Genomic DNA, 26,626 nt, shown 5'->3' with positions numbered 1-26,626 from the left:
GAGGATCAAATATGCGTGAGGACAAGTTTTCCAAAGAGGGACTAACATTTGATGATGTTCTTCTGCTGCCAGCGAAATCTGACGTTTTGCCACGTGATGTTTCACTGGCTACAGATTTGTCACCGACGTTGAGGCTGAAAATGCCGATTATTAGTGCAGGCATGGATACAGTTACAGAGGCACCAATGGCGATTGGTATGGCACGACAAGGCGGACTGGGTGTGATTCACAAGAACATGTCCATCGAGGCACAGGCGGAGCATGTTGATCGAGTGAAACGTTCGGAAAGTGGGGTTATCTCAAACCCTTTCTTCCTAACACCAGAGCATCAAGTATTTGATGCTGAACACTTAATGGGGAAATATCGTATATCAGGTGTACCAATCGTTAATAACGATGAAGACCTTAAACTGGTAGGCATTATTACAAATCGTGATCTGAAATTCATTGATAATTATTCAATCGCGATTTCTGAAGTCATGACACATGATAACTTAGTTACTGCGCCGGTGGGAACGACTCTCAACGAAGCCGAGAAAATTCTGCAGAAATATAAGATTGAAAAGTTGCCAATGGTAGACAGTCAAGGGAAATTAAAAGGGTTGATTACAATCAAGGATATCGAAAAGGTCATTGAATTTCCTAATTCGGCTAAAGATGAGCAAGGGCGTTTGCTTGTAGGGGCTGCTGTGGGAGTAACTGCTGACGCGATGACACGAATTGATAAGCTTGTTGAGGCTAGTGTTGATGCATTAGTCGTAGATACTGCTCATGGCCATTCCCAAGGGGTCATTGAACAAGTGAAACGCATTCGTGATAAGTACCCAGAGATCAATATTATTGCAGGAAATGTTGCTACAGCAGAAGCTACACGCGAATTAATTGAAGCGGGGGCCGATGTTATTAAAGTTGGAATAGGCCCTGGATCGATTTGTACAACTCGTGTTGTAGCAGGTGTTGGAGTGCCACAAATTACAGCAGTAAATGATTGTGCTATGGAAGGATCTAAGCATAATATCCCAGTTATTGCTGATGGCGGAATTAAATATTCAGGTGACATCGTTAAGGCGATAGCAGCCGGTGGACATGCGGTGATGCTCGGAAGTCTTCTAGCCGGAGTAAGCGAAAGTCCGGGAGAAACGGAGATATTCCAGGGACGTCGTTTTAAAGTATATCGTGGAATGGGATCAGTTGGTGCGATGGAATCGGGATCGAAGGATCGTTATTTCCAAAGTGAACAAGAGGCGAAGAAGCTTGTCCCAGAAGGTATAGAAGGACGGATGCCATATAAGGGGCCGCTAGCTGATTCTATCCATCAGCTTCTTGGGGCTTACGCTCTGGAATGGGGTATTGCGGGGCAGGTACGATCGAGGCTCTTCGACTTGATGCTAAATTCACTAGAATTACTGGTGCGGGATTACGTGAAAGTCATCCCCATGACGTGCAAATTACAAAAGAAGCACCGAACTACTCCATTTGACCCTTTAAAAAATCTTTAGACAGGGACTTTTCCCTGTCTATTTTTTTATATGCCCATGTGATAGAATAACAAAGATGCATAAATTATTCGTGGAGGTTGAGAGAGTTGAAACAAAGATTGCAAGCATCATTGGCCGTGGGATTGGCTCTTGTTTTAAGTGTGTTGATGATTTTTGGAAACCCTGAGCTTACATACGCAGCCACAGTTGAAGTGGAAGCAGAGTCAGCTATTTTAGTAGATGCAGAAACAGGAAAGATTTTATTTGAAAAAGAGGCCGATTTAACTTTGCCTCCAGCTAGTATGACCAAGATGATGACAGAATACCTCGTCCTTGAGGCTATTGAAAAAGGAGAAATTAGCTGGGATACAACAACTCAAATAAGTGATTATCCATATAGTATATCCGCAGATCCATCCTTTTCAGGTGTAGGATTGACACAGAATCAAGACTATACAGTCCGTGAACTTTATGAAGCGATGGCGATTAACTCAGATAATGCAACGACTATTGCATTAGCAGAATTGATAGCCGGTTCAGAGGGCGCATTTGTAAAAATGATGAATGAAAAAGCAGCCGAACTAGGTCTGTCTGATTACCAATTTGTAAACTCAACGGGACTATCTAATAGTAGCCTTGGTGAAAACTATCCAGAAGGTACTGAACCAAATGCGACCAATTTGTTATCAGCCCGTTCAGCTGCCATGCTTGCATATCATCTTGTGAATGATTATCCAGAGGCACTTGAGTTTTCCAGTGTTACAACAACTGAATTTGATGGTCAGCAAATTAAAAACTGGAACTGGATGCTTCCAAATATGCCAGGGTACCTTGAAGCCTTTGGCTATGAAGGAATGGAAGGTCTTAAAACAGGATTTACCGACTTTGCAGGCTATTGTTTTACTGCTACAGCAGAACGTGACGGTCAACGTCTGATTTCTGTAGTTATGAAAACGGATAGTATAGAAGCAAGATTTCAGGAAACACGAAAGCTGCTTGATTATGGCTTTAAGCAATTTGAACTAAAAGAACTCTTCCCTGCCGGCTATCAAATCGAAGGGGAATCAGAAGTTCCTGTAGCCAAAGGAAAAGAGGGTACCGTCGGGATTGAAGCGGCTGAAGCTATTACAACACCGGTGAAAAATGGCGAAGAAGATATGTATGAAGTGAAATACAATATCTCCGAGAAGCACTTAGATAAAGATGGAAACTTAACTGCCCCTATTAAAAAGGGAGAGAAAATTGGGACGGTTGAACTCGTTTATAATGGCGAAGGCACCTATAAAAACTTAGTAACTGGGGAAACTCAAAAAACAACAGTTGATCTTGTTACGACCTCTGCTGTTGAAAAATCAAATTGGTTTATGTTGATGGTAGGTGGTGTTGGTAATTTCTTCAGCGATATATTCACTAGTGCCGTGGATATGGTGAAGGGCTGGTTCTAATTCCAATTTATATAGTAGGATTTATTACCGCAATACGTTACAATAGTAGGCAGGAATCGAGATTATAGGAGATTCATGGTCGACAATTTATACAGATCAAACAGGGAGGAATAATCATGTCACAAACAGGTACTGACCGCGTAAAACGAGGAATGGCAGAAATGCAAAAAGGCGGCGTCATCATGGACGTTGTCAATGCAGAACAAGCTAAAATTGCAGAAGAAGCAGGGGCTGTAGCCGTTATGGCTCTAGAACGTGTTCCAGCTGATATTCGTGCTGCAGGCGGTGTGGCACGTATGGCAGATCCAACAATCACTGAAGAAGTAATGAACGCCGTATCTATTCCAGTTATGGCGAAGGCACGCATTGGCCACATTACGGAAGCACGTGTTCTTGAAGCAATGGGTGTGGATTACATTGACGAGAGTGAAGTCTTAACACCTGCTGATGACATTTACCACATTAAAAAGGATGAGTACACGGTGCCATTTGTTTGTGGCTGCCGTAACCTTGGCGAAGCAACACGCCGTATTCGTGAAGGAGCATCTATGCTTCGTACGAAAGGTGAGCCAGGTACAGGAAACATTGTCGAGGCTGTCAGCCATATGCGCCAAGTTCAATCGCAAATCCGCCATCTTCGCGGGATGTCTGATGATGAAGTGATGGTTTATGCCAAAGAGAATGGGGCGCCATTTGATCTACTATTAGAAATCCGTGAAGCTGGACGTTTACCTGTCGTAAACTTTGCAGCGGGCGGTATCGCTACCCCAGCCGATGCCTCTCTTATGATGCAACTAGGCGCTGATGGAGTATTTGTAGGATCAGGAATCTTCAAATCCAATAACCCGGAAAAATTTGCTCGTGCCATTGTTGAAGCTACAACACATTATGATGATTACAAATTAATCGGTGAATTATCTAAAGGCCTTGGTACAGCAATGAAAGGGATGGAAATGTCCACCCTTACTCCAGAACAGCGTATGGCAGATCGCAGCCAATAAGAAAGGGAGATCGACATCATGACTACAATTGGCGTATTAGGACTTCAAGGTGCCTTTCGAGAACATGTCCGGTCTGTTGAAGCTTCCGGTGCAACAGCCGTTGTCGTGAAGAAGAAGGAGCAGCTTGAAGAAATTGATGGGTTAATCATCCCTGGCGGTGAAAGTACAACGATAAGACGCTTGATTGATAAATATGATTTTCTTGAACCGATCAGGCAATTCGGAAAACTAGGAAAGCCGATTTTCGGCACATGTGCAGGATTGATTCTGCTTGCGAGCGAAATCGATGGTTCCTATGATGTTCACTTAGGATTAATGGATATTCGCGTCCGCCGCAATGCCTTTGGGCGCCAACGAGAAAGCTTTGAAGCGGAGCTAATGATCGAGGGTGTTGCCGAAGGGTATAACGCTGTCTTTATCCGCGCACCCTATATTGAAGGTGTCGGGGAAGGTGCGACAGTGCTATCCACCTATGATGGACACATTGTGGCTGCCCAACAAGGTCACTATTTAGCATGTTCTTTCCATCCTGAACTGACTGATGACCATCGTATAACAGCACATTTTGTAAAAATGGTGGAAGAATCTAAAAAATCACTTGCATCTTAAAGTACAATCCGCTATTCTTATTTGAAAGGTAATAGCCTTTCAATAAACTTTTTATATGAAACGCAATGATAGGAACTAGTAACAGTGTTTTCTTTCCTAAAAGAGAGCCAGTGGTTGGTGTGAACTGGTGAAAGAACGCTATGAATCCATCCTTGAGTTGCTCGACTGAATCAGTAGTAAGTCGAGCCGGTACTCACCGTTATGAGGCAAGCTGGAGGGCAACTAGTTGTCTTCAACCAGGGTGGTATCGCGGGAACTTATAACCAAAGCTCTCGTCCCTTTATTCATTAAAGGGGCGGGGGCTTTTTTTATATTCAATAATAAGGAGGTCATTTTAGCCATGCTAGACATGAAATATTTACGTCAGAACTTTGACGAAGTAAAAGGGAAACTCAAACATAGGGGAGAGGATCTTTCCGAATTGGATACGTTCGGTGACTTAGACAGCCGCCGCCGTGAGTTAATTCAGGAAACCGAAGAGTTAAAGGCACGCCGTAACGAGGTATCCAAGGAAATTTCACTGTTGAAAAAGGAAAAGCAAGACGCTGATGACAAAATAAAAGAAATGCGTGAAGTTGGCGATCGTATTAAAGAGCTTGATACGGAACTGAAGCAGGTAGAAGAGCGACTTGAGACGCTGTTACTATCTATTCCAAACATCCCGCATGAAAGCGTTCCTGTAGGTGAAGATGAGGACGACAACATTGAAGCAAAGACGTGGGGAGAGGTTCCAGCTTTTGATTTTGAAGCGAAGGCTCACTGGGACGTAGCGACAAAACTAGATATTTTAGATTTTGAACGTGCCTCAAAAGTGACCGGCAGCCGTTTCGTCTTTTATAAAGGATTGGGTGCCCGTTTAGAGCGTGCACTGTTAAACTTTATGATGGATCTACATTCAGATGAGCACGGCTATCAGGAAATGCTCCCGCCTCAACTAGTGAATCGAACCTCTATGACAGGGACAGGGCAACTGCCAAAGTTTGAAGAAGATGCCTTTAAGATTGAGGACTGGGATTACTTCCTTATCCCAACAGCAGAAGTCCCAGTGACGAACTATCACCGGGAAGAGATTTTATCTGCTGATAACCTGCCACAGAAATTTGTTGCTTTTAGTACAAATTTCCGTTCTGAAGCGGGTTCAGCTGGCCGTGATACAAGAGGATTAATTCGTCAGCATCAATTTAATAAAGTGGAACTCGTGCAGCTGACGACACCTGAAGAATCCTACGAACGTTTAGAAGAGATTACAGGAAACGCTGAGAAGGTGTTACAGCTGCTTAAGCTTCCATACCGTGTGATGAGCATGTGTACAGGTGATTTAGGCTTCACAGCTGCGAAGAAGTATGATATTGAAGTTTGGATTCCTAGTTACAACACGTATCGTGAAATTAGCTCTTGTTCAAACTTCGAGGACTTTCAGGCACGGCGTGCAGGTATCCGCTTCCGCCGTGAAGAAAAAGGCAAGCCTGAATATGTTCATACATTGAATGGTTCAGGTTTAGCACTAGGCCGTACGGTAGCTGCCATTTTAGAGAATTATCAGCAGGAAGACGGTTCTATTATGATTCCAGAAGTATTACGTCCGTATATGGGTGGCAAAGAAGTGATTAAGTAAATGGGAAGAAGCTGTGTTTCTCGCAGCTTCTATTTTTAATCACAAAAAAATTTCTTGATTTTATTGACGAGTAAGGACAAGCATGATATAGTATTTATTGTCGGTCACACGGAGGAGTACCCAAGTCCGGCTGAAGGGATCGGTCTTGAAAACCGACAGGGGCTTCACGGCCCGCGGGGGTTCGAATCCCTCCTCCTCCGCCATTTTATATCAACAATAGCGCATAAATATTGGAGATTAATAGAACAAAAATCGTTACCTAGTGTAACGATTTTTTATTGTTTAAAACACTAGGGAGACGCTCTTCCTAGTGTTTTTTCTTGTGTTCTCCTATTTCATAAAAACCCCAGAGAACTATGAGCCCTCTGGGGTTTCCCATTATCTTATGTGAGTAGGTGACTCGAACGCCATTTACGTGATTGGTGAATAAAATGGCCGATTTTCTCTAAGACTGGTTCGACACTTGAAAGATCGTTAAGAAGGTCATAATCAGCGATGTTTAAACGCAAAACAGGGCAGGAGTTGAAATTATCGATCCAATTCTCATACCGCTTAAACATTTCCTCCCAATATTCGATTGGTGTCTGCTGTTCCATTGGACGTCCGCGATCTTTAATACGAGTAATAATGTCGTCAAACGATCCCTCAAGGTAAATGAGCAGGTCAGGATGTGGAAAGTATGGTGTCATGACCATCGCATCAAACAGGTTCGTGTAGGTTTCATAATCCGTTTCTGACATCGTTCCTTTTTCGTAATGCATCCGAGCAAAGATGCCTGTATCCTCATAAATTGAACGGTCTTGAACGAAGCCCCCACCATATTCGAAAATTTTCTTTTGTTCTTTAAATCGTTCAGCAAGAAAGTAAATTTGTAAATGGAAACTCCATCGCTCAAAATCATGATAGAATTTGTCAAGGTATGGATTTTTATCTACTTTTTCAAAAGAGGTACGGAAATTAAGTGATTCGGCCAAAGCATTGGTCATTGTAGACTTCCCGACTCCGACTGTTCCCGCAATCGTTATTACACTGTCGTGTGGAATTCCATAGCGTTCGCGTGCATTCATTTGATTACTTCTCCTTTATTCATGTGATGCTGAACCTGGTTAACAATATATCGTAAGTCATCTTGATGTTTCACAAAATCGAGTTGATCTCCATTCAAGCGGATCACAGGAATATCTGGATGTGATGCTTCAAAATGATTCATGAAATCTTCGTAATCCTGTGATAGCTGCTGTAGGTAAGAAGCTTGAATATTTGCCTCTACGTCACGATTACGCATGCGGATCCGCTCAAGCAATGTATCCAGGCTAGCATGTAAGTAGACAACCATATTGGGCTTTGGCATATCATTTGTTAATATATTAAAAATTTGTGAGTACTTATTAAAATGGTCTTCTTTTAATGTGCGACGAGCAAAAATCATATTTTTAGCAACATGATAATCAGCTATAACAGGCTTTCCAAGCTGTAAATAATCTCCCTCAATTTCTTCAAGCTGCTTGAAACGATTGCAGAGGAAGAACATCTCCGTTTGGAAGCTCCATTCTTCAATATTAGCGTAAAACTTGCCTAAAAATGGATTCTCCTCAACGATTTCCTTTAATAAATGAAAATCAAATTGGGAAGCAAGTTTTTTAGACAGAGACGTCTTACCGACCCCAATGGGCCCTTCAACAGCAATGAAAGGTAGTTGCCCCATCTCTTCTCCTCCTTCAATCAGGTGAAACAAAATTCGATACCCTTAGACAGACAAATTACATTTTACCATATCGAGTGAACGGAAGTAATCATTCTTAAGTAATTTTACAGGAAAATGGCTTTTCATTTGGGGGGAACTTTTGTATAATATAAGGCACGTGATTTATTAGCCCCCGTAGCTCAGGGGATAGAGCATCGGTTTCCTAAACCGTGTGTCGCAGGTTCGAATCCTGCCGGGGGCACTACTTAAAACCATTGGGGGCACATGGGATTTAGCTTATACACCTCATTTGGGAAATGGCTCGTTTTGAATCTCTGGGTGAATTGATTTTAAAGTTACTTAGGCCAGGGTTAGTCAATGCACTCAGAACATTAAAAGTTGTGATGAGCTTAAGTTTAGTTTGAAAATAGGTTAAAAAAAGATGAACTCCTTTGGTTCATCTTTTTTAGTTATCTTTTCTATTCAATTTTTTCATTTTATGCCATGTGGGCTTCGTCCCCCATTCATGCATGGCTTCTAAAATCGGTTCTAAGCTTCTGCCATATTCCGTAATAGAATACTCCACTTTTGGGGGAACCTGAGGGTACACAACACGATCAACAATATCCTCATCCTCGAGTTCTCGCAGTTGCTTCGTCAGCATCTTTTGCGTGATTCCAGGCATACTTCGTTTCAATTCACTAAAGCGTTTTGTTCCATTCTGTAATAGATGCAATAAAATAACAGGCTTCCATTTACCAACTAAAATACCTAAAGCATCCTCTACACGACAATATTCCGGTACCTTTTCCACTTTATTTCCTCCTAAGTATCCTTTGGGGTACTATACCACTATTAAGTGCGTACTTATAATATTTATTATTATAATCTATAATAACATCGTGAAGGAATGGATAGAAAATTTGATGTAGATTAGATTTTTTAGTCATGTAAAACGTACCTCTAAGAAAAAAGTAGAAATCATCTATATACTTGCTACGAAAACAGGCACCAGTCGCAAGTATTTCGACAAATATAGTAGCCAAAAATTGTATTAATAGAAAGGTGAAGGATAAATGGAAAAATATCGTATCGATCAAAGTAAAGGGATGGAATTTGGCATTTATACACTAGGTGACCACTTACCAAACCCTTTAACGGGAGAGAGAATTTCTGCAGAACAACGGATTCACGAAATCGTTGAGTATGCTAAGCTAGCTGATCAGGCAGGTATTGATTTTTTTAGCGTAGGTGAAAGTCACCAAGAGTATTTTGCAACGCAGGCACACGCGGTTGTTTTAGCAGCAATTGCTCAGGCAACAGAAAAGATTAAAATCGCAAGTTCTTCCACGATTATCAGTACGTCAGATCCAGTACGAGTATATGAAAACTTTGCAACGTTAGATCTGATCTCGAAAGGTCGTGCGGAGATTATTGCTGGGCGTGCCTCAAGAATAGGGCTCTTTGATTTATTAGGTTATAATGTTCGTGATTATGAAGAACTTTACGAGGAAAAGTTTGATCTGTTACGGAGGATTAATGAAGAGGAAGTTGTGAATTGGAGTGGAGAGTTCCGCGCCCCATTAAACAATGCAAAGGTTCTTCCACTTCCAAAGAATAGCTCATTACCTATTTGGCGTGCGGTTGGTGGTTCACCTGCTAGTGCTATTAAGGCCGGTAATGCTGGTGTTCCGATGTTCATGGCCCATTTAGGTGGATCCGTTTCTGTATTTAAGCGAACGATTGATGCTTATCGTGAGGCTGCACAAAGCAGTGGTTTTGTTCCATCTGAGCTGCCAGTTGCAACGGCTGGTTTTTTCTATGCAGCTGAATCCTCCCAACAGGCACTAAGAGATATGTATCCACATATTAATGAAGGGATGAAGAAAACGAATGGTAAAGGCTTTCCGAAGCAGCACTTTGCACAAGGTGTCGATCCACATAATGTTATGAATATCGGTAGTCCGCAAGAAATCATTGAAAAAATTCTCTATCAGCATGAGGTGTTTGGTCATCAGCGTTATATTGCACAAATTGATTTCGGTGGTATGCCATTTGATCGTTTAATGAAAAATATTGAGCTGATCGGCACAGAAATTTTACCAGCTATCAAAAAATATACGGCAAAAAATTAGGAGGTAGTTAGCATGAAGATTGTCGGGTTATCCGGTTCAAAAGTTGGCTCGAAAACAAGAACAGCTATGGATTACACAGTTAAAGCTGTTACGGAAAAATACCCTGATACGGAAGTGACATTAATTGATTTAGCTGAATATGATGTTCAGTTTAGTGATGGGCGTCATTATTGGGAATATGAAGGGGATACAAAATATGTAGCACAAACCATAATGGATGCAGATGCCATTATAATTGGAACGCCTGTGTTTCAGGCATCCATACCAGCTACATTGAAGAACATATTTGACCTACTTCCCGTAAATGCATTTCGTGAAAAAGTTGTTAGTATGCTTGTGACAGCAGGATCACCAAAGCACTACTTAATTGTAGAACAACATTTAAAACCTATCCTGGGTTATATGAAAGCACAAATTGTTCAGACGTATGTATTTGTCGAGGAAAAAGATTTTAATCGAAAAGTAATTACAAATGATGATGTGTTGTTCCGAATTGATCGTTTGGTTGAAGATACAGTCGTATTAACAGAAACGTATAAGACTATTCGTGAAGCTAAAGAAGCAGAATACGACTTTTAACAAATAAGTCGGTTATTCAAATAGGGATTGGGTCTTGCCTCCTCTTGCGACAGCGACTCTGCAAAGACATCTCATTCATTATCGCACCAACTTTTACAATAGTAGGAAAACCAATTATTCAGGTAGGTGTTATGGTTTCTTTTGGATAGAACTTCAGTTTATCGCAGGTTCGAGTCTTGCCGAGTGTGTTTTTTAAAAATATTAATCCTTGGTGATTACCAAGGTTTTTTTATATGGAGAAGTATTTAGGAATAATCACCGTAATCCTCACTAACATTAGTAATGCCATGTAGTTTTCGTAGTAATTTTTGATCAAACATTGAAGCAATGTATTGGTTTTCTAAATGTTGTAATCTTCGGGAAGCAAATTGTGGTGTGACCCCAAAAGTTGATGACACTGCATAGATGGCTTCAGATTTTCTAAAAGGAAGCTCCATTTGAAGTAGCATGAAGGTAGGCACACATAAATGTAGAGCATAGTTCTCAGCTTTCCATTCTTGATAGGCAAGAAATGACTCGGGCATATTAAATTGGCTGCCGTGATGCATCATGATATGGCACAGTTCATGTGCAAAGATCTGCCAACGTTCCTCTCTAGACAACAGCTTATTAATAAAAATCCGTTTTTTACCCTTATAGATCATTGCTTCACTTTTATCGTCCCAATAGTAAACCTGAATGTTCAGTCTTTCAATAATGTGATCGATGGTTAGTTGATGTGGTGTTCGTATAGATAGAGATAAAAGAAACTCCCTTATGTAGCTTTCAAGTGGTGTGTAATGATACATAAAATTCACCTCTTTAGAACATATGTTCGACAAACGAGTAAAAAGAAAAGCCCTCATGCTCAGGCTTAATCCTATTACCAATCATAAAATAGATCCTATATTACTTCTACTCTACTTTTGTAGGATTTTATTCACTCTTTATAATTTCCCACATCTTTCTTAGTTTTTTTAAATCCTCTTCACTTGATTTAGGGAGATCAGCATACCAGCGCTGTAGATCGGGATCACTAATAAATGACTCAAACTCATTTTCTGATTCTCCTCTTGCTGACTCTTCTGTCATTCCCATCAGCCAGTCAATGGATACAGCGTAGAGTGTGGCAAGTGTTGATAGCATCTTTGTGTCTGGTTCTCTGTAATTTCTTTCGTAACCTGATAGCCTCGAATTTGAGATCCCTAATTTTTCACAGACTAGAGTTTGTGACCAACCTTTGTTTTCACGGGCTTTTCTTAATCTTCCACCTAATGAACCCATACCATTCATCCTCATATCATCTTATTTTAATCTATTAATATTATACTACTAATTCCACGTTTCGTGAAATATATTGTGCGAAATGTTTATAAACGGGTTGACTTACACAATACGTGTAATTATAATAACAATTAAGCGTTACGCGTTACGCGCAAAACCATGGTTGTATGAATGACATTGTTCATACGGTAGTCCGTTCCTAAAATTTTTGGAATATATCTTAAAAGGAGAGATTCTTAATATGGCTAATTTAATCGCACTTGATGATGGACATGGCATGGAAACACCAGGGAAACGCACTCCCTATATTGATAGTCTAGGGCGCTCAATTAAAGAGAATGAATTTAATCAGGCTGTTGTATCGTTCTTAGATGAGGAGTTACAACGAAGTGGCTTTGATACACTGTTAGTGGCTCCTACGGACGATGATACGTCACTTTCAGCTAGGACAAGCCGTGCCAATGACGCAGGGGCAGCTGCTTATATTTCTGTTCATTATAATGCGTTTGACGGGAGCTTTGAGGGTTCAAACCCAAGTGGAATTGAACTTTACGTTTACCCTGGCCACCTAAACCGCCAGGCAGGGGTATTAGCGAATAATATTGCAAAGTATTTGAGAGAAGGTACTCAACAAGACTTTCGTGGAGTAAAAGAGGCAAACTTTCACGTATTGCGTGAAACGGCTATGATTGCTGTGCTAACTGAAAATGGCTTTATGGATCATCCTGATGAGGCGCTTTTAATGATTGATCCAGAGTTTCAAAGAGAAGTCGCGATCGAACATGCTAAGGGGATTTGTGATTACTTTGGGGTCAACTATGTTCCCGGGTATATTGGTCGAAGAGTAGAATCGATCTATCAAGGGGATTTGCGTTTTTATAATCAACCTTCTTGGTCAGATTCAGCCGTTGCTGGATATTTGCAGTATGGTTATGGCTTTCCAAACATTCTGGACCGAGTGATCGTAGATGGTTTCCCTCAATATAAGGTAGAAAATTCAAAAGGGGCAGTTTATTATGTAACAGCTAATGAGACGTATGTCCGCGTAGTGTAAATAAGTAGAACCCGGAGTTTGCTCCGGGTTCATTTATTTTCAGAGCCAAGAGAGTATCTTTCACTTTTCAAAACTTAATCCTATTAGAAAGTCGTTAACGGCAATGCCTTGCTCTGAACTGTCCTAATTATCGGCTGATTACTTTGCTCTTCGTAAAATATGTCAGCAATAAACAAATAGGCGATAATTAATCCTGTTACAATCATCGCTGATAGGAAAGCGATAAGGAGTAAGCGCAAGCCATACTTTACATACTTAGGGGTCTTTTTCATCGTTTTAAAAACCTCCCTACAACCAGTGCGAATATGACAGGAAATAAGAAATGGGTTTCACATAATGGATTCTACCTAATAATTCCAAGTGTTTCAACCATACATCCAATTGATAGACAGGAACAACTTCTATTCATTTGTGTGAAAAGAGAGGCGGCCGCCTTTTATAGGCAAGATTCGGTCAGCTAATTTTCTTGCCTCTTCCTTATCATGTGTGACTAGGATAATTGGAATTTGCCATAATTCACGAAGGCGTAAGAGCTCCTGGTGACATTGTTCTTTTGTCTCTTGATCAAGTGATGAGAATGGTTCATCTAGAAGGAGAAGATTAGGCTGGGTAGCTAATGCACGTGCTAGTGCTGTCCGTTGTTTTTCGCCTCCGGATATTTGTCGTGGGTATTTATTAAGCAAATGTTTTATGCCGACAACATCTGCAAGTTTATTAACGAGCTCTGGGTCAGTTGCGCCATATGTAATATTCTTATAAACAGTCATGTGCGGAAAGAGGGCATAATCCTGGAACAAGTAGCCAATTTTACGCTTTCGCACGGGAATAGGTTTACTTTTCGTATGAAAAAGTGTCTGATCATTAAGCTTTATTTTCCCTTCATCGGGGTGAGTTAGTCCAGCGATACAGTTGAGGATAGTGGTTTTGCCGGAGCCAGATGGGCCAAACAAAACGACGGTCTCATTACGCACCTGTAAGGATACATCGAGAGTAAAGTTGGCCAGTTTTTTCTTCATCGTTACCGATAGCATAAAGGTGCCTCCATTTATTGGTTAAACTTTAAAATATTTCGCTTGCTCCACCAATTCAGCCAGAGTATTGAACTGAACCCAAGAGCAACAATAATTAGTACCCAAAAGCGAGCTTGCTCCATTCTACCTGCTTCCACCGCAAAGTAGATAGCTAGAGGAATTGTGTTGGTTTCCCCTGGGATATAGCCAGCTATCATAAGTGTGGCACCAAATTCACCAAGAGCACGTGCGAAAGTAAGGACTAAGCCTGCCAAAAGCCCGGGCCAAGCTAACGGGAAAGAAATGGTGAAGAAGACCTTCCACTTGGAGGCACCCATGGTTAGCGCTGCATTCTCAATATTTTGATCATAGTTTTGGAAAGCTGCAGATGCGCTTTGATACATTAATGGGAATGATACCACGATTGCTGCAATAACAGCACCGATCCAAGAAAAAACGACCTGGATGTTAAAGGATTGAAGTAAAAATTCGCCTAACGGTCCATTTTTCCCAAATAGATAAAGAAGGCCAAACCCAACAACGGTAGGCGGAAGGACAAGCGGGAGCAAAATCACGGACTCAACAATACTTTTCCCAGGAAATTTTTTTCTTGTGATCAGACGGGCGAAAACAATGCCTAGTATAAAAACAACCAATGTTGCGATTGTAGCAATCTTTAATGATAAAAAGAGGGGGGAGTTACTCATGATGATTCCTTCCATTCTCCGTTATTTCTCAAAACCGTATGATTGTAAAATGTTTTGAGCTTCTTCCGTATTTAAATAATCTAGAAATTTTTTAGCTTCTACCTTAGCCGAGCTATCTGCTGTGACGGCTGCTGGGTAAATGATAGGGCGGTGCATGCTTGCTTCTGCTTTTGCTAATACTTTTATTTGATCAGATATTAGGGCATCACTTGCATAAACAATACCTAGTGCTGCATTACCTGATTCTACATATGTAAGTACTTGTCGTACATTTCGCGCATAGACCATCTGATCTTTCAGACTGCCCCATTTTTTCACAGATTGTAAGGTTTCTTTCGCGTACATGCCAGCTGGGACACTTGCTGGATCACCTAAGGCCAGTTGTTCCTGACCAGAAAGCTTGATATCCGCAAAAGAATTAAAATCGAAATCGCGGTCTTGGTCTGCAATTAAGACGATTGAATTCCCTGTGAAGTTCATTCTTGTTTCCTTTAGAATGAGTTGTTCCTGTTCGAGTGTGTCCATCCATTGTTGGTTTGCCGATAAGAAAACATCAACGGGAGCCCCTTGTTGAATCTGTTGTGACAATTTACCAGAGCCTGCAAAATTAAGTGTAAGGGAGATCTCACTATGTCGACTTTCGTAAGACTCTTTTATTTCTTGCATAGCTTCAGTTAAGCTGGATGCTGCCGAAATGGTTAGTTTTTTGGTTGAGCTTTCTTCATTCGATGGGTCACTACAGCCCGCTAGGAATAATAGAACAAGTCCAATGATTAAGATCGTCGCTTTTTTGTGCATATTGCTATGCTCCTATGTGTCGTTATTACTTTTGATTATACGGATTGAATAATTTTAAGTAAAATAAAAATAAGGATCAATGGTCGTGGACGAAACGATGGGTTATATAGAAAGGGGCAGTTATGAAAGTTCAAATTATTATTAGTCTCATTTTGGCTTTATTGTTGACCCAAGCACCGATTATCGGGAAGTACTTTGCTATGATTAACACGATGATACACGAAAGTGGACATTCTCTTATGGCTTTACTTACTGGAGGAGAGGTTAGAAATGTTTCATTATTCCCAAACACATCAGGAGTCACGATGACGGGACACACCTCGTGGTTTAGCCACGTAGTAACAAGCCTTTCTGGTTACTTGTTTTCATCATTAACTGGGTTGTTATTTTTCCATCTGATTGTTAAAGGGCATTACCAGATAATGATTTTCATTTTGATGGGGTTTTTAGCTATAAATCTTTTGTTCTGGGTGAGAAATTTCTACGGTATTTTCTGGCTGATTACATTCGGAGCTGGTTTTATTTATCTACTTAAAAGTGGTCAGCAGTCGATTGTTCAATATGTACTTATTTTTGTAGCCTCTCTCGTCCTTGTGGAAGCTGTAATGAGTGCTTTCACGGTTATGAGGGTCAGTTTTGTTTCCCCAGGTGCGGCTGGTGATGCTGCGAACCTTGCACAGGCTGTTAAATTTATCCCTTCGCCAATTTGGGGAATATTCTTTTTTGCACAATCCTTATATTTGGCTTGGTTGGCATTAAAGAAAGTGTTTGTTCTTTAGAGATTTTGTACATTTATTTAAGAAAAAAAGAAGAACTCCGCATTCGCCCTTACCCCTCCATTATCTTGGCATAAGGTAATAAAGTAAGTGATGAGAGGGGGGAATGACATGAGCGGAGGATACGGCGGCGGCTTTGCGCTACTAGTTGTGTTGTTTATTCTTTTAATTATTATCGGTGCCTCTTACGGCGGCTACGGCGGCTACGGTGGAGGTTATTAATCTCTAATGAAAGGCGAGGGCGAGCCCTCGCTTTTATACATATGACTTGGGCTAAACTTACCAAGGCTTACTCCCTGTAAAATTAAGTTTTAACTATATGGAAAAGGGTATAGGAAAAACAGATCAACTATCAGACTTTTGGAGGAATTGTATATGGATTTAAAGGAACATTTGGTGACTCATGGCTATGAACAGATTGACATTTTACTTATCGATGAGAAACAAAATCAATCAACCGTTGCTAACATCTCCCTTCATAAAATGACAGACTTAGAGTACAAGTTATACTTAGATCCTGAGTCGTTGAGGTACAAACTTAACAGCGACCACCCCCATTTTATCGCCAATCAAAAAGAAGAGGAAGGTGACGTTAAGCAAGTAAAGGGATATATCTTAGAATGGCGAAATTATGGAGAAGAGAGAGAAAAAGGATTCTAAGAGGTCCTTTTTCTTTTTTTTATACGTTCTTTTTGATCAGCTCTTCCCCCGATGATGAGCAGAATGCCTGAGGCAAGAATGACAACGGGAATCATTGGATCTTTTATCGTAAAGAAAAGTACACCTGCAATCAGTATGGACAATAATCCAATAGTTCCAAGAATGATAAACATTTGGTTCTCTTTTTTCATAGTTATTTCTGTCCTTTCTAATTTACTCTCCCTAATTATAACGAATTTTTTATAGCTCGCGAATGGATGAGCTCTTTAAGTTTAAGAGTGAGGCTAAACAGGAATGGCAGTTATAGAATCATTAAAAGGAGGCAGGCTCTACTATGAAAACACATCGCCTTTATATTGATGGTGAATATACAGAATCAACAGGAAATGAATGGATAGATATCGTTAATCCTGCTACAGAAGAAGTTATTTCTAAAACACCAAAAGGTACACCTGAGGACGTAAACCGCGCTGTGGAAGCAGCTGCTCGAGCTCAAGGAAACTGGGAACTAACACCTAATATAGAACGAGGGAAAATAGTTCGTCAGCTGGGGGACAAAATAGAAGAAAAGAAAGATACGTTCATCGAATTACTTCAAGAAGAACAGGGGAAAGATTATCAGTTAGCAACGGGTGAAGTCGAACTTGCTATTGATTACTTTAGGTACATGTCTGAGTGGGCACGCCGTATCGAAGGGGAAATTGTACCGAGTGACCGGGCAAATGAGAATATCTATATATACAAAAAGCCGATTGGAGTCGTTGCTGGCATCGTACCGTGGAACTTCCCCGTGTTTATTTTAGCTAGGAAAGTTGCTACAGCACTCGTTACTGGCTGTACAATTGTATTAAAGCCAAGTCAACAAACCCCAAACACGGCGATGGAGTTCACTAAAATTATCGCTGAAATGGATGAGATCCCTAAGGGCGTATACAATCTGGTTACAGGAACAGGCTCTGAGATAGGCAATGCATTGGCTAAGCATGAAAAAGTACAGATGGTAACGATGACGGGAAGTGTACCAGCTGGGACGAAAGTGATGGAAGCAGCTGCACAGAATATTACAAAGGTCAATTTAGAATTAGGAGGTAAGGCGCCTGCCATTGTCACTAAAAATGCGGACTTAGATGTGGCGGCTGAGAGTATTACAACATCAAGGTTAGCTAACAATGGACAGGCTTGCACGAACGCTGAGCGTGTGTACGTTCATGAGAGCGTAGCAGATGAGCTGATCGATAAGCTTAAGAAATCCTTTGAAAAAACAACTATAGGTAATCCGCGTGAAAATAAACAAGCTGATGTAGGTCCACTTGTAAGCGAGGATCGTCTAGAATCTGTTGCTACGATGGTCAAAGATGCAAAAGTAGATGGCGCCAACATAGTTATTGGTGGTGAACGTGCCGATCAAGATCAAGGTTTCTTCTATAAACCAACGATTTTGACCGATGTAGATCACGATTCAACGATTATGCAGGAAGAAATTTTTGGACCAGTGATCCCAATTGCTACGTTCAACACGTTAGGTGAGGCCATTGAAAAAGGGAATGATACCGAATTTGGATTATCCTCATCTGTTTATACTGAAGATATGAATGAAGCGATGCGAGTCGTTAATGAATTAAGGTTCGGTGAAACGTATGTAAACCGTGAAAACTTTGAAGCTGTTCAAGGTTATCATGCCGGTATGCGTAAATCCGGACTGGGCGGTGCTGACGGCAAACATGGCATGGAAGATTTCCTTGTCACCCAAGTGGTCTATATGCAATATAAGAATGATAAGCAATAAGAAAAAGAAGTTCCTCCTCACTCCCGAGGAACTTCTTTTTATTTATTTTTCAACCATTGTGTGGCGAAGTCCACGGACTCTGTCATAGAAAACAGCCGACATTGGGCTTGGCCTACATATCCTTTTATGACATGGTAGGAAGCTTCATAATCTTTGCCAATTGCATTAAATCGTTCTTCATTCATTTCAATATCCTTGTATGTAGCCCATTGCCGCTCCCCGTTTACAAGGAGCGGGGCACCTCTAGTCACTACTTTACACGTCTTGCTCCTGTATTCCGATAAGTGGAAGCTTGTATTTGAATCATAATTTACTCCTAGTAACAGGATCTGAGCCTCCGCTTCATAGGATTTACCTAATGGGGAATCGTCATTTAGTGAAAATGCAAGAGAATGGTCAGAGGTGAACTCTTCTGCATTTTTCCCCCAAGCAGATATAGAAAAAGCTGGGTGGTCACTACGATGAACATTAGGGTAACTCCTAAATAATTCAGAGAGGATACCTAGGAAGGTTACTGGTGTTTTTTTGATATCGAAGGCGGGCATCGTTCTCCTAATTGTTTCATGCCATTCAATAGGTACAGGTGGATTCTCCCATTCGATGGGGTCAGAGAGTGTTGGTGAATGAGTTTGAAAGATGATCGTTCCTTCCTCGGTCACCGTTTCCATCAAAGCTTCCAAGACAGCTTGTGGCCCACCGCTTACCCAACCTAATGATTTCATTGAGGCATGAACGAGCAAGGTGTCCCCTTTTTTTACACCCAGATTGTTTAGATCGTCTATTAAAGTGTGTATAGTATTCAATTTATTTGTTTGGTTGATCGTTTCTTGTTCGCTCATTCTATTCCCTCCTCTTTATTTACTATTATACAGAAAAAGGGAGCCTACCCAAGCAGGCTCCCTTCCTTATTTTAAATAGGTATCTACACTTCAGATACGGATCATTTTCTATCTATTATCTATTTTTTCAGGGTAAAGGTCATGATTCATTAAACGGTGTGTCGCCATTTGCTCAAATTTCGTGTCAGGTTTTCCGTAGTTGCAAAAGGGGTCAATAGATATGCCGCCTCGAGGTGTGAATTTACCCCATACCTCAATGTAACGTGGCTCCATCAGCTCAATTAGGTCATTCATAATCGTATTTACACTGTCTTCGTGAAAGTCCCCATGATTTCTAAAACTGAATAAATATAGCTTAAGAGACTTACTTTCTACCATTTTGATATTAGGAATATAGCTAATGTAAATGGTTGCAAAGTCAGGCTGCCCGGTTTTCGGACATAGAGTGGTAAATTCCGGACAATTAAATTTTACAAAATAATCGCGATTCGGATGTTGATTATCAAACGTTTCTAAGACTTCTTTGTTGTATTCAAATGAATAAGCAGTTCCTTGGTTACCTAACAATGATAAGTCTGTTAAGTTTTCATCGTTACGGCCGGTCATATGAAATGCACCTCTTCCAATTGTTGATTTATATAAAAAAAGCCGCTCCTCTAAGGGAGCGGCGTTTAATCGCTTCATCCTTAGTTTTTTATAGAGGGTGCTGCTAAGAACCTCTTCTACTCTGAAATGCTTCATCATTATATATAGGGTAGGGGTGATTGTCAATGTAAGAAAAAGATTAAATCCTAATTTTGTAAATGTCGTGCATATTACTTTAAAAATGTAATCGTTTCATCTAGAATAAAAGTAATTCACGAAATTTTTAGAAAATAATGGCTCTGTTTATATAATGTTTCAGGGCTTTATTAAAAAGGGAAAAGGAAACCGTTTGCAAAAAAATTCATTCTAATGAGGTGATTTTTATGGACATGAAACAAATTCCGGCAAGATCTGGAGAACACAACCTACAAAACTATCAGGATACGTACAAGAATTTTAATTGGGATGAAGTAAAAGAGAATTTTACATGGAGTAAAACTGGAAAAGTTAATATTGCTTATGAAACGATTGATAAGCATGCAGAAAATCCAGCAAAAAAGAATCAGGCAGCACTTATTTATACTTCGCCTGACCGAGAAGAGAAATTAACTTTTGAAGAATTAAAGCTGAAGAGTAATCAGTTCGCTAATGTGTTGAAAAAGCATGAGATTGAAAAAGGTGACAGGGTCTTCTTATTCATGCATAGGAGCCCAGAATTTTATGCAGCATTCCTTGGTATTCTGAAAACAGGCGCTATTGCCGGACCTCTTTTTGAAGCTTTCATGGAGCAGGCTGTTCGGGATCGTCTGGAAGATAGTGAAGCAAAAATGTTAGTAACGACCCCGGAATTGCTAGAGCGTGTTCCTCTCGAAGACCTTCCCGATCTTGAGAAGATTGTTCTCGTTGGGGGGACGGATCAGGTTCACATATTAGTTTTGAGGAGGAAATGAAGAGTGCTTCGGAACAGTTTGAGATTGAATGGGTAGATCTAGAAGATGGAATGCTGCTTCATTACACTTCAGGCTCAACAGGGAAGCCTAAAGGTGTCTATCATGTTCACAACGCAATGCTGCAGCATTATCAAACAGGTAGATGGGTTCTTGACCTGAAGGATGAGGATATCTATTGGTGTACAGCTGATCCAGGCTGGGTAACAGGTACGAGTTACGGTATCTTCGCTCCGTGGCTGAACGGGGTAACGAATGTGATTCGCGGAGGGCGATTCAGCCCTGATGATTGGTATGGTACCATCGCGGATCAGAATGTTTCGGTTTGGTATTCGGCGCCGACAGCGTTTCGTAAACTGTTAAGCGCTGGGGCGGAGACGGCTAAAAAACATGACCTTTCTTCCCTGCGTCATATTCTTAGTGTCGGGGAACCATTAAACCCTGAGGTCATTGCTTGGGGATTAGAGGCCTTCAATTTGCGTATTCACGATACATGGTGGATGACAGAAACAGGCGCCATGCTTATTTGTAACTATCCAACGTTGGAAATGCGTCCTGGCTCTATGGGACAGCCACTTCCAGGTGTAGAAGCATCGATTGTTGATAATGAAGGAAATGAACTTCCTGCTAATCAAATGGGAAACTTGGCGATTAAAGAGGGCTGGCCATCCATGATGCGGGCAGTTTGGAATAATCCAGGTAAATATGAGAGTTATTTTGTTAATGGCTGGTATGTTTCTGGAGACAGCGCCTACAAAGATGAAGATGGCTATTTCTGGTTCCAAGGTCGATTGGATGATGTCATCAATACATCGGGTGAAAGGGTCGGTCCTTTTGAAGTAGAAAGTAAGCTGATTGAACATGAAGCGGTAGCTGAGGCAGGAGTTATTGGTAAGCCGGATCCAGAACGTGGTGAAATCATTAAAGCTTTTATCACGCTGAGGGAAGGTTATCAGAAATCAGATGAATTGCTTGAAGATATTCGTCAGTTTGTTAAAACAGGCCTCAGTGCTCACGCGGCCCCAAGGGAAATTGAGATCACAGACACTATTCCAAAAACGCGCAGTGGTAAGATTATGCGAAGATTATTGAAATCATGGGAACTAGGGTTACCGACGGGAGATACTTCAACATTAGAGGAATAAGAGTCGGCGCACAGCTTGAGACTGTGCGCTCTCTTTGTCTATAATGAATATGTTCCACGTGAAACAAGTGGAGACAAATGATGAACACATGTTCATGTGTGGAAAAGTTGCAGGTGGATGTTAGATGGCAGGTAATAAATACGATACAAGATCATCATTATCAGGTGTAACGTTGGAAACAGTGCAATGGTTTGTATTTTTGTTAGCAAGTGCTGTTGCGCTGCCTATCGTTATCGGCTCTGTATTTCAACTGAATTTCACGGAAGTCGCCGGCTTGATGCAGCGAACTTTTTTCGTTGTCGGCATTACTTCTTTTTTACAAGGTTTATTCGGTCACCGCTTACCGATTATGGAAGGACCTGCTGGAATTTGGATTAGCATTTTTACTGTTATGGCCTATTCAGAGGTGGCAGCGGGGAAAAGCTATACGGAAACATTGCAAACACTTGAAGCGGCGATGATTTGGACAGGGATTTTCCTGTTGTTATTCGGTGTTTTCCGTCTCGCTCATCGTGTCCTGTTTGTATTTACTCCTTTTGTTACAGGAGCTTTTTTATTTTTATTAACGGTACAGTTGAGTGGGACCTTTCTTAAGGGCATGTTAGGAGTCCAGCAGCAAATCGAAGCTATCCATGTTGATAAAACCATTTTGGCCTTTTTAACATTTTTCTTAGTCATCGGTCTCTCCTTTTTCGGGAAAGGCTGGTTAAAAAGTTATGCGGTACTCTTAGGAATTGTTGCAGGCTGGGGGCTGTATGCCATATTGATTGGTTCTAAAGCAGCTGGTTCTAATCCTGCCCCCGTTCTATTTGCTCTGCCTGAGTTATGGGCGTGGGGGAAGCCTTCTTTTAATTGGAGTGTCATTCCTTTGGCGTTTATTACCGCGGTAATTTTATTGTCGAATATTGTAGCATCTGTTGTTGCTGTCAGCCAGTCCATACATGGTAAGCCATCTTATACATATAACCAATTGAACAGGGGCAGCAGCTTTCTTGGAGTGACCCATGTGATTTCAACTATGTTTTCCACGATTTCGAATGTGTCTCTAGCTTCCTCTTCTGGTTTTATAAACCTAACAGGTCAAAAAAGGAAACAACCATTTTTGTATGCTTCACTATTACTTGTTGTGGTTGCTTTTTTTCCACCAATCGTTGCTTTTATATCAGCTATACCTGCACCGATTGCCAATGCGGCCTTACTAGCTACGTTTGTACAGTTAATGGGGCTTGGTTTATCGAATATGATGAGGGAAGAGTTAAATGAGCGGCGATTAACAATACTATGTATATCCTTTTTAGTGGGAATTGGTTTAATGTTTATCCCTTCTGAGGTCTTTCAAGGGATTCCCTCCATTATACAAAACCTTGTAAGCAATGGTTTGCTTGTCGGCACTGTGCTTGTTATTGTTTTGGAACAATTATGGAGAGAATCACCTGAGGGTCAAAAGCGCAAAAATGCATGATTGATAAGGAAGTGTTACGTATGACAAAACAAATTTATGATGTGATAGGCATTGGGATTGGCCCGTATAATATGGGGTTAGCTGCTTTACTTGAAAAGACGGAACTAAATGGCGCTTTTTTCGAAAAATCTCCATCATTTGCCTGGCACCCAGGAATGTTGATCGAGAAGATGGATCTTCAAGTGCCGTTCTTAGCCGATTTAGCTACTTTTGCTGATCCAAAAAGTCCATATACCTTTATGAATTATTTATATGAACAAGATCGGATGTTCCCATTCTTTTTCCATAACCAAACAAAGGTACCTCGTCAGGAATACAATGATTACTTGCAATGGGCAGCAAAAAAATTGGTTGGGCTGCATTTCGGCCACACTATTGTTGATGTCATTGACAAGTACGAAGCAGAAGTGCCCCATTATGAGGTGGTTGCTTTAGAGACGGAAACAGGGAAGCACCATCATTATTTAGCTAAGCATGTGGTGATGGGGACTGGGAACGAACCTTTAATTATCGATGGGATGGATGGTCTCCCTGAAGGTGACGTACTGCATACCAGCCGCTATCTCTATGAAAAGGAAAACCTGCTTAAATCTAAGCACGTGACCGTGGTGGGTTCTGGTCAGAGTGCAATTGAAGTGTTTTTAGATTTGTTAGAAGAACAAAGGCGCAACGACATGAAGCTCAGCCTGCTCACTAGAACAGGCGGGTTATTTCAGTTGGACCAAGCAAAGTTCGCACAAGAGGTTTTTACACCCGCCTATGTGGATTATTTCCATTCCTTAAGCTATCAGCAGCGTTTGGAGAATCTCGAATCCCTTGGAGCATTAAGAAAAGGAATTGATCCAGATACCTTGACTCGACTTTATACGGATCTTTATCATAAGACAGCTGGTGGAGAAAAGGACTATGTACTGATTAATCCGATGACAGAAGTGAAGTCGATTCATCCATCCGAAAAAGGTGGATATGAGCTTCAATGCAACCAGTGGCAGGAAAAAATCGATTATCGGTATCATACAGATAAGGTCATTTTGGCAACAGGTTATAAGCCGCATATTCCGGATTGGTTTATGGATCGATTTAAACAGAAAATTAAATGGGAGGATGAAAAGCATTATCGTGTAACGAGGGATTACCAACTTGAGTTTTTAGATCAGCGTGATCACCATTTCTTTACGTTGACTAATTTAACCCACTCCCACGGGGCAGGAGCTACTAACCTAGGTTTGGCTGTGCACCGAAACGTTCATATTATTAACACGATTGCTGGAAAAACCATTTATAAAAATCAGCAAAACTCCACGTTTCAAACCTTTTCGATGAAAAGGTTCAAGGATGATTGATACATTCTTTGTTTATTTTAGTAAAGCAGCGGGAACATAGAAGTTGTGACTACATTACTAAAAACATTCAAGGAGTGATTTCGATATGAGTAAGATTGCATGTGTCATAACGTCAATGTTTGAAGATGTAGAGTACACGCAGCCTGCAGATGCTTTTGCAAAAGAAGGTCACGATGTAACAACGATCGAATGGGAAGCTGGTAAAGAAGTGACAGGTAAGCAAGGTGAAGCAACCGTTCAGATTGATGCTTCTATCGATGACGTGAAGCCTGGTGATTTTGATGCCCTATTCATCCCTGGTGGTTTCTCACCTGACCAACTTCGTGGTGACGAAAAGTTCGTTAAATTCACAAAACATTTCATGGATGAAAAGAAACCTGTCTTTGCGATTTGTCATGGTCCTCAGCTGTTAATTACAGCAAGAGCTTTGGAGGGGCGCACGGCGACAGGCTTTAAATCAATCGCTGTCGATATGGAATATGCAGGTGTTGATTATAAAGATCAAGAAGTAGTAGTTTGTCAGGATCAACTTGTAACAAGTCGTCAGCCTGATGATATTCCTGCATTTAACCATGAAGCCAGTAAACTTTTAAAGTAAATAGATTTTTCAAATAAGTAAGGAGCCACGAAGAATTACCCTTCGTGGCTTTTTACTATCTTACATATTTGCATGCGGGCACTTTTTCCTAAAGTTTCTCGAAGTCCCGTTTCGTTTTTTGCAGTTGAAACTATGATTGAACTATAATGGGAGTATGTAATTTCCATAGGTTTAAAGGTACACGCAGGGCAAGGGCAAGACAAGGATTAAAGGAATAACTGACTCTGCTTTAAATTCCATCATTTATCACCTCAAGTCTCATTCTCACCACGATACAGTATATATGTTCATACATACAGGAGGGAATTATATGATTGTTCAGCAACAAGGGGATCAATTTCTCATGATAAAGCAACATGACCATGCATTACTCTCGGGTAAATTAGCGATACAGTGGAAGCAAAAGTTTTTATTACGCTCAAAGCTTAGGGAAGAAGCAGACTGGGCTGTGGGGCAGCATGATCGGGCGTGGATTCCATTAGACGATAAACCCTCATGGAATAAAGAGAAGCAGCGTCCTTACACATTTATTGATTACCCGCTAGAAGAAAAGTTGGCTGCTTATCAACGGGGGATCAAAGAGGTGTCTGAGGAATCGAAATATGGTGGAATGTTGTGCAGCTTACATTATCAATCCTTTTTCTCAAAAGATAGTGAAGATGACCGTATTGTTTCTTTTATAGAAGGCGAGGAAAAGCGTCGCGTGAATCTGGCTGAAGAGATGAAGATGGAGGTGCCTAAAGATTTGTACCATACCCATTTTGAACGGCTCCAGTTCTGTGATGATTTGTCACTCTATGTTTGTATGCAGGAGCCAGGTGTGGCAAAAGAGAACGAGATGGCCTGGTTTAGAGAGGGCTTTAGTCAGCGGTTTGATGTCGCTCCGGGTGGTGTGATGCCTTATTGGGTGGACACGGAACATGTGTCTTTAGATCCGTTTCCTTTTGAATCATCTTTTGAAGTGACGATCCCTTATCGCACTGTCTCATGCAGTGAAGTGGAACAAATTGGTCTTGCGGATGCTTTCTCACAAGCTGAATTGAGGGAACGAACGGTTACCTTCATACAAGGGGAGTAAATTGTGAACCGTGGCAGACAGCCATGAGT

The 26,626-nt window shown here is 41.0% G+C and carries 27 protein-coding genes, 2 tRNA genes, 2 pseudogenes, 1 riboswitch and 1 other annotated feature; of the genes and pseudogenes, 19 read left to right on the top strand and 12 right to left on the bottom strand.

Annotation, left to right across the window (positions count from 1 at the left end; translation table 11 throughout):
• Positions 1-11 precede the first annotated feature (11 nt).
• The 6 genes and pseudogenes from guaB to MUO15_RS14000 all read left to right on the top strand — a co-directional run bounded on the left by guaB (position 12) and on the right by MUO15_RS14000 (position 6,351).
• Positions 12-1,480 (top strand): annotated as a pseudogene (guaB, locus tag MUO15_RS14025) (IMP dehydrogenase).
• Between the two features lie 105 nt (positions 1,481-1,585).
• A complete protein-coding gene (locus MUO15_RS14020; RefSeq protein ID WP_396266244.1) occupies positions 1,586-2,923 on the top strand; it encodes a serine hydrolase in 1,338 nt (445 codons plus the stop codon).
• A 116-nt stretch (positions 2,924-3,039) separates the two neighbouring features.
• Entirely contained in the window at positions 3,040-3,924 is an 885-nt protein-coding gene (gene pdxS, locus MUO15_RS14015) for a pyridoxal 5'-phosphate synthase lyase subunit PdxS (RefSeq protein WP_245030056.1), read from the top strand.
• A gap of 18 nt (positions 3,925-3,942) precedes the next feature.
• Positions 3,943-4,533: a pyridoxal 5'-phosphate synthase glutaminase subunit PdxT gene (pdxT, locus tag MUO15_RS14010; RefSeq protein WP_245030054.1), complete on the top strand. Its 591-nt coding sequence runs from the start codon at positions 3,943-3,945 to the stop codon at positions 4,531-4,533.
• A gap of 56 nt (positions 4,534-4,589) precedes the next feature.
• Positions 4,590-4,816 (top strand) — a binding site (T-box leader).
• Positions 4,817-4,873: 57 nt separating this feature from the next.
• A complete protein-coding gene (serS, locus tag MUO15_RS14005) occupies positions 4,874-6,148 on the top strand; it encodes a serine--tRNA ligase (protein WP_245030052.1) in 1,275 nt (424 codons plus the stop codon).
• 110 nt (positions 6,149-6,258) lie between these two features.
• Positions 6,259-6,351: transfer RNA gene (locus tag MUO15_RS14000), tRNA-Ser, on the top strand.
• A 180-nt stretch (positions 6,352-6,531) separates the two neighbouring features.
• Here MUO15_RS14000 and MUO15_RS13995 read toward each other — a convergent pair.
• Together MUO15_RS13995 and MUO15_RS13990 are read right to left on the bottom strand one after the other, a co-directional pair.
• Complete coding sequence (locus MUO15_RS13995; protein WP_245030050.1) at positions 6,532-7,215, bottom strand: deoxynucleoside kinase; 684 nt, start codon at positions 7,213-7,215, stop codon at positions 6,532-6,534.
• Positions 7,212-7,853, bottom strand: coding sequence for a deoxynucleoside kinase (locus MUO15_RS13990; protein WP_245030048.1), 642 nt, complete (start codon positions 7,851-7,853; stop codon positions 7,212-7,214). The genes MUO15_RS13995 and MUO15_RS13990 overlap by 4 nt, the downstream gene beginning before the upstream one ends.
• A 168-nt stretch (positions 7,854-8,021) precedes the next feature.
• On the opposite strand from MUO15_RS13990, the gene MUO15_RS13985 reads away from it, so the two are divergent.
• Positions 8,022-8,094 (top strand) — tRNA-Arg (locus MUO15_RS13985).
• A gap of 204 nt (positions 8,095-8,298) precedes the next feature.
• Here the strand turns inward: MUO15_RS13985 and MUO15_RS13980 are convergent.
• Positions 8,299-8,646: a winged helix-turn-helix transcriptional regulator gene (locus MUO15_RS13980; RefSeq protein WP_245030046.1), complete on the bottom strand. Its 348-nt coding sequence runs from the start codon at positions 8,644-8,646 to the stop codon at positions 8,299-8,301.
• A 262-nt stretch (positions 8,647-8,908) separates the two neighbouring features.
• Between MUO15_RS13980 and MUO15_RS13975 the strand changes: the two genes are divergently transcribed.
• Positions 8,909-9,967, top strand: a complete 1,059-nt coding sequence (locus tag MUO15_RS13975) for an LLM class flavin-dependent oxidoreductase (protein ID WP_245030044.1) — start codon at positions 8,909-8,911, stop codon at positions 9,965-9,967.
• Between the two features lie 12 nt (positions 9,968-9,979).
• Complete coding sequence (locus MUO15_RS13970) at positions 9,980-10,546, top strand: NADPH-dependent FMN reductase (RefSeq protein WP_245030042.1); 567 nt, start codon at positions 9,980-9,982, stop codon at positions 10,544-10,546.
• 245 nt (positions 10,547-10,791) lie between these two features.
• Here MUO15_RS13970 and MUO15_RS13965 read toward each other — a convergent pair whose 3' ends face one another.
• Entirely contained in the window at positions 10,792-11,334 is a 543-nt protein-coding gene (locus MUO15_RS13965) for an ImmA/IrrE family metallo-endopeptidase (protein ID WP_245030040.1), read from the bottom strand.
• Between the two features lie 127 nt (positions 11,335-11,461).
• Positions 11,462-11,809, bottom strand: coding sequence for a helix-turn-helix domain-containing protein (locus tag MUO15_RS13960; protein WP_245030039.1), 348 nt, complete (start codon positions 11,807-11,809; stop codon positions 11,462-11,464).
• A 241-nt stretch (positions 11,810-12,050) separates the two neighbouring features.
• Here MUO15_RS13960 and MUO15_RS13955 point away from each other — a divergent pair, with 241 nt between their 5' ends.
• Positions 12,051-12,863, top strand: a complete 813-nt coding sequence (locus tag MUO15_RS13955; protein WP_245030037.1) for an N-acetylmuramoyl-L-alanine amidase family protein — start codon at positions 12,051-12,053, stop codon at positions 12,861-12,863.
• 83 nt (positions 12,864-12,946) lie between these two features.
• On the opposite strand, the gene MUO15_RS13950 is transcribed toward MUO15_RS13955, so the two are convergent.
• From MUO15_RS13950 to modA, 4 genes are all read right to left on the bottom strand, one after another.
• On the bottom strand, positions 12,947-13,135 hold the full coding sequence (locus tag MUO15_RS13950; RefSeq protein WP_245030035.1) for a hypothetical protein: 189 nt from the start codon (positions 13,133-13,135) through the stop codon (positions 12,947-12,949).
• A gap of 129 nt (positions 13,136-13,264) precedes the next feature.
• Positions 13,265-13,894, bottom strand: coding sequence for an ATP-binding cassette domain-containing protein (locus MUO15_RS13945; RefSeq protein ID WP_245030033.1), 630 nt, complete (start codon positions 13,892-13,894; stop codon positions 13,265-13,267).
• 14 nt (positions 13,895-13,908) lie between these two features.
• On the bottom strand, positions 13,909-14,580 hold the full coding sequence (gene modB, locus MUO15_RS13940) for a molybdate ABC transporter permease subunit (protein WP_245030032.1): 672 nt from the start codon (positions 14,578-14,580) through the stop codon (positions 13,909-13,911).
• 21 nt (positions 14,581-14,601) lie between these two features.
• Positions 14,602-15,378 (bottom strand): molybdate ABC transporter substrate-binding protein, encoded by a 777-nt coding sequence (modA, locus tag MUO15_RS13935; protein ID WP_245030019.1) that lies wholly within the window; start codon positions 15,376-15,378, stop codon positions 14,602-14,604.
• 122 nt (positions 15,379-15,500) lie between these two features.
• Between modA and MUO15_RS13930 the strand changes: the two genes are divergently transcribed.
• The 3 genes from MUO15_RS13930 (at position 15,501) to MUO15_RS13920 (ending at position 16,814) form a co-directional block, all read left to right on the top strand.
• Positions 15,501-16,157: a M50 family metallopeptidase gene (locus tag MUO15_RS13930; protein ID WP_245030017.1), complete on the top strand. Its 657-nt coding sequence runs from the start codon at positions 15,501-15,503 to the stop codon at positions 16,155-16,157.
• 108 nt (positions 16,158-16,265) lie between these two features.
• Positions 16,266-16,376, top strand: a complete 111-nt coding sequence (locus tag MUO15_RS13925; RefSeq protein ID WP_244755409.1) for a YjcZ family sporulation protein — start codon at positions 16,266-16,268, stop codon at positions 16,374-16,376.
• A gap of 153 nt (positions 16,377-16,529) precedes the next feature.
• Entirely contained in the window at positions 16,530-16,814 is a 285-nt protein-coding gene (locus MUO15_RS13920; protein WP_245030015.1) for a hypothetical protein, read from the top strand.
• Here the strand turns inward: MUO15_RS13920 and MUO15_RS13915 are convergent.
• Positions 16,811-17,005 carry a hypothetical protein gene (locus MUO15_RS13915; protein ID WP_245030013.1) on the bottom strand — a complete coding sequence of 65 codons (195 nt, stop codon included), beginning with the start codon at positions 17,003-17,005 and terminating at the stop codon, positions 16,811-16,813. The two genes, MUO15_RS13920 and MUO15_RS13915, sit on opposite strands and share 4 nt — an antisense overlap.
• A 143-nt stretch (positions 17,006-17,148) precedes the next feature.
• Between MUO15_RS13915 and aldA the strand changes: the two genes are divergently transcribed.
• Positions 17,149-18,600 carry an aldehyde dehydrogenase gene (gene aldA, locus MUO15_RS13910; RefSeq protein WP_245030011.1) on the top strand — a complete coding sequence of 484 codons (1,452 nt, stop codon included), beginning with the start codon at positions 17,149-17,151 and terminating at the stop codon, positions 18,598-18,600.
• A 38-nt stretch (positions 18,601-18,638) separates the two neighbouring features.
• Here the strand turns inward: aldA and MUO15_RS13905 are convergent, their stop codons facing one another.
• Together MUO15_RS13905 and queF are read right to left on the bottom strand one after the other, a co-directional pair.
• Positions 18,639-19,439, bottom strand: a complete 801-nt coding sequence (locus tag MUO15_RS13905; protein WP_245030010.1) for an AAC(3) family N-acetyltransferase — start codon at positions 19,437-19,439, stop codon at positions 18,639-18,641.
• Between the two features lie 108 nt (positions 19,440-19,547).
• Positions 19,548-20,045, bottom strand: a complete 498-nt coding sequence (gene queF, locus MUO15_RS13900) for a preQ(1) synthase (protein ID WP_245030009.1) — start codon at positions 20,043-20,045, stop codon at positions 19,548-19,550.
• A gap of 74 nt (positions 20,046-20,119) precedes the next feature.
• Positions 20,120-20,165: riboswitch (PreQ1 riboswitch) on the bottom strand.
• A 242-nt stretch (positions 20,166-20,407) separates the two neighbouring features.
• Here queF and acsA point away from each other — a divergent pair.
• The 5 genes and pseudogenes from acsA (at position 20,408) to MUO15_RS13875 (ending at position 26,597) form a co-directional block, all read left to right on the top strand.
• Positions 20,408-22,116, top strand: a pseudogene (gene acsA, locus MUO15_RS13895) (acetate--CoA ligase).
• Positions 22,117-22,240: 124 nt separating this feature from the next.
• Entirely contained in the window at positions 22,241-23,578 is a 1,338-nt protein-coding gene (locus MUO15_RS13890; RefSeq protein WP_245030008.1) for a purine/pyrimidine permease, read from the top strand.
• Between the two features lie 20 nt (positions 23,579-23,598).
• The gene (locus tag MUO15_RS13885) at positions 23,599-24,921 is read left to right on the top strand and encodes a lysine N(6)-hydroxylase/L-ornithine N(5)-oxygenase family protein (protein ID WP_245030007.1); all 1,323 of its coding nucleotides are present in this window, start codon (positions 23,599-23,601) and stop codon (positions 24,919-24,921) included.
• Positions 24,922-25,006: 85 nt separating this feature from the next.
• Entirely contained in the window at positions 25,007-25,519 is a 513-nt protein-coding gene (locus MUO15_RS13880) for a type 1 glutamine amidotransferase domain-containing protein (protein ID WP_245030006.1), read from the top strand.
• 310 nt (positions 25,520-25,829) lie between these two features.
• Complete coding sequence (locus MUO15_RS13875; protein WP_245030005.1) at positions 25,830-26,597, top strand: DUF3891 family protein; 768 nt, start codon at positions 25,830-25,832, stop codon at positions 26,595-26,597.
• Positions 26,598-26,626 lie beyond the last annotated feature (29 nt).

Source organism: Halobacillus amylolyticus, assembly GCF_022921115.1.
Lineage (GTDB): Bacteria > Bacillota > Bacilli > Bacillales > Halobacillaceae > Halobacillus_A > Halobacillus_A amylolyticus.
Note: the sequence above shows the minus strand (reverse complement) of the source record. Positions and strands in the feature narration are given on the sequence as shown.

Coding starts and splice junctions, on each gene's coding strand:
- pdxS (WP_245030056.1), top strand. CDS start 3,040: ATGTCACAAACAGGTACTGACCGCGTAAAACGAGGAATGGCAGAAATG.
- pdxT (WP_245030054.1), top strand. CDS start 3,943: ATGACTACAATTGGCGTATTAGGACTTCAAGGTGCCTTTCGAGAACAT.
- serS (WP_245030052.1), top strand. CDS start 4,874: ATGCTAGACATGAAATATTTACGTCAGAACTTTGACGAAGTAAAAGGG.
- MUO15_RS13995 (WP_245030050.1), bottom strand. CDS start 7,215: ATGAATGCACGCGAACGCTATGGAATTCCACACGACAGTGTAATAACG.
- MUO15_RS13990 (WP_245030048.1), bottom strand. CDS start 7,853: ATGGGGCAACTACCTTTCATTGCTGTTGAAGGGCCCATTGGGGTCGGT.
- MUO15_RS13975 (WP_245030044.1), top strand. CDS start 8,909: ATGGAAAAATATCGTATCGATCAAAGTAAAGGGATGGAATTTGGCATT.
- MUO15_RS13970 (WP_245030042.1), top strand. CDS start 9,980: ATGAAGATTGTCGGGTTATCCGGTTCAAAAGTTGGCTCGAAAACAAGA.
- MUO15_RS13965 (WP_245030040.1), bottom strand. CDS start 11,334: ATGTATCATTACACACCACTTGAAAGCTACATAAGGGAGTTTCTTTTA.
- MUO15_RS13960 (WP_245030039.1), bottom strand. CDS start 11,809: ATGGGTTCATTAGGTGGAAGATTAAGAAAAGCCCGTGAAAACAAAGGT.
- MUO15_RS13955 (WP_245030037.1), top strand. CDS start 12,051: ATGGCTAATTTAATCGCACTTGATGATGGACATGGCATGGAAACACCA.
- MUO15_RS13950 (WP_245030035.1), bottom strand. CDS start 13,135: ATGAAAAAGACCCCTAAGTATGTAAAGTATGGCTTGCGCTTACTCCTT.
- MUO15_RS13945 (WP_245030033.1), bottom strand. CDS start 13,894: ATGCTATCGGTAACGATGAAGAAAAAACTGGCCAACTTTACTCTCGAT.
- modB (WP_245030032.1), bottom strand. CDS start 14,580: ATGAGTAACTCCCCCCTCTTTTTATCATTAAAGATTGCTACAATCGCA.
- modA (WP_245030019.1), bottom strand. CDS start 15,378: ATGCACAAAAAAGCGACGATCTTAATCATTGGACTTGTTCTATTATTC.
- MUO15_RS13930 (WP_245030017.1), top strand. CDS start 15,501: ATGAAAGTTCAAATTATTATTAGTCTCATTTTGGCTTTATTGTTGACC.
- MUO15_RS13925 (WP_244755409.1), top strand. CDS start 16,266: ATGAGCGGAGGATACGGCGGCGGCTTTGCGCTACTAGTTGTGTTGTTT.
- MUO15_RS13920 (WP_245030015.1), top strand. CDS start 16,530: ATGGATTTAAAGGAACATTTGGTGACTCATGGCTATGAACAGATTGAC.
- MUO15_RS13915 (WP_245030013.1), bottom strand. CDS start 17,005: ATGAAAAAAGAGAACCAAATGTTTATCATTCTTGGAACTATTGGATTA.
- aldA (WP_245030011.1), top strand. CDS start 17,149: ATGAAAACACATCGCCTTTATATTGATGGTGAATATACAGAATCAACA.
- MUO15_RS13905 (WP_245030010.1), bottom strand. CDS start 19,439: ATGAGCGAACAAGAAACGATCAACCAAACAAATAAATTGAATACTATA.
- queF (WP_245030009.1), bottom strand. CDS start 20,045: ATGACCGGCCGTAACGATGAAAACTTAACAGACTTATCATTGTTAGGT.
- MUO15_RS13890 (WP_245030008.1), top strand. CDS start 22,241: ATGGCAGGTAATAAATACGATACAAGATCATCATTATCAGGTGTAACG.
- MUO15_RS13885 (WP_245030007.1), top strand. CDS start 23,599: ATGACAAAACAAATTTATGATGTGATAGGCATTGGGATTGGCCCGTAT.
- MUO15_RS13880 (WP_245030006.1), top strand. CDS start 25,007: ATGAGTAAGATTGCATGTGTCATAACGTCAATGTTTGAAGATGTAGAG.
- MUO15_RS13875 (WP_245030005.1), top strand. CDS start 25,830: ATGATTGTTCAGCAACAAGGGGATCAATTTCTCATGATAAAGCAACAT.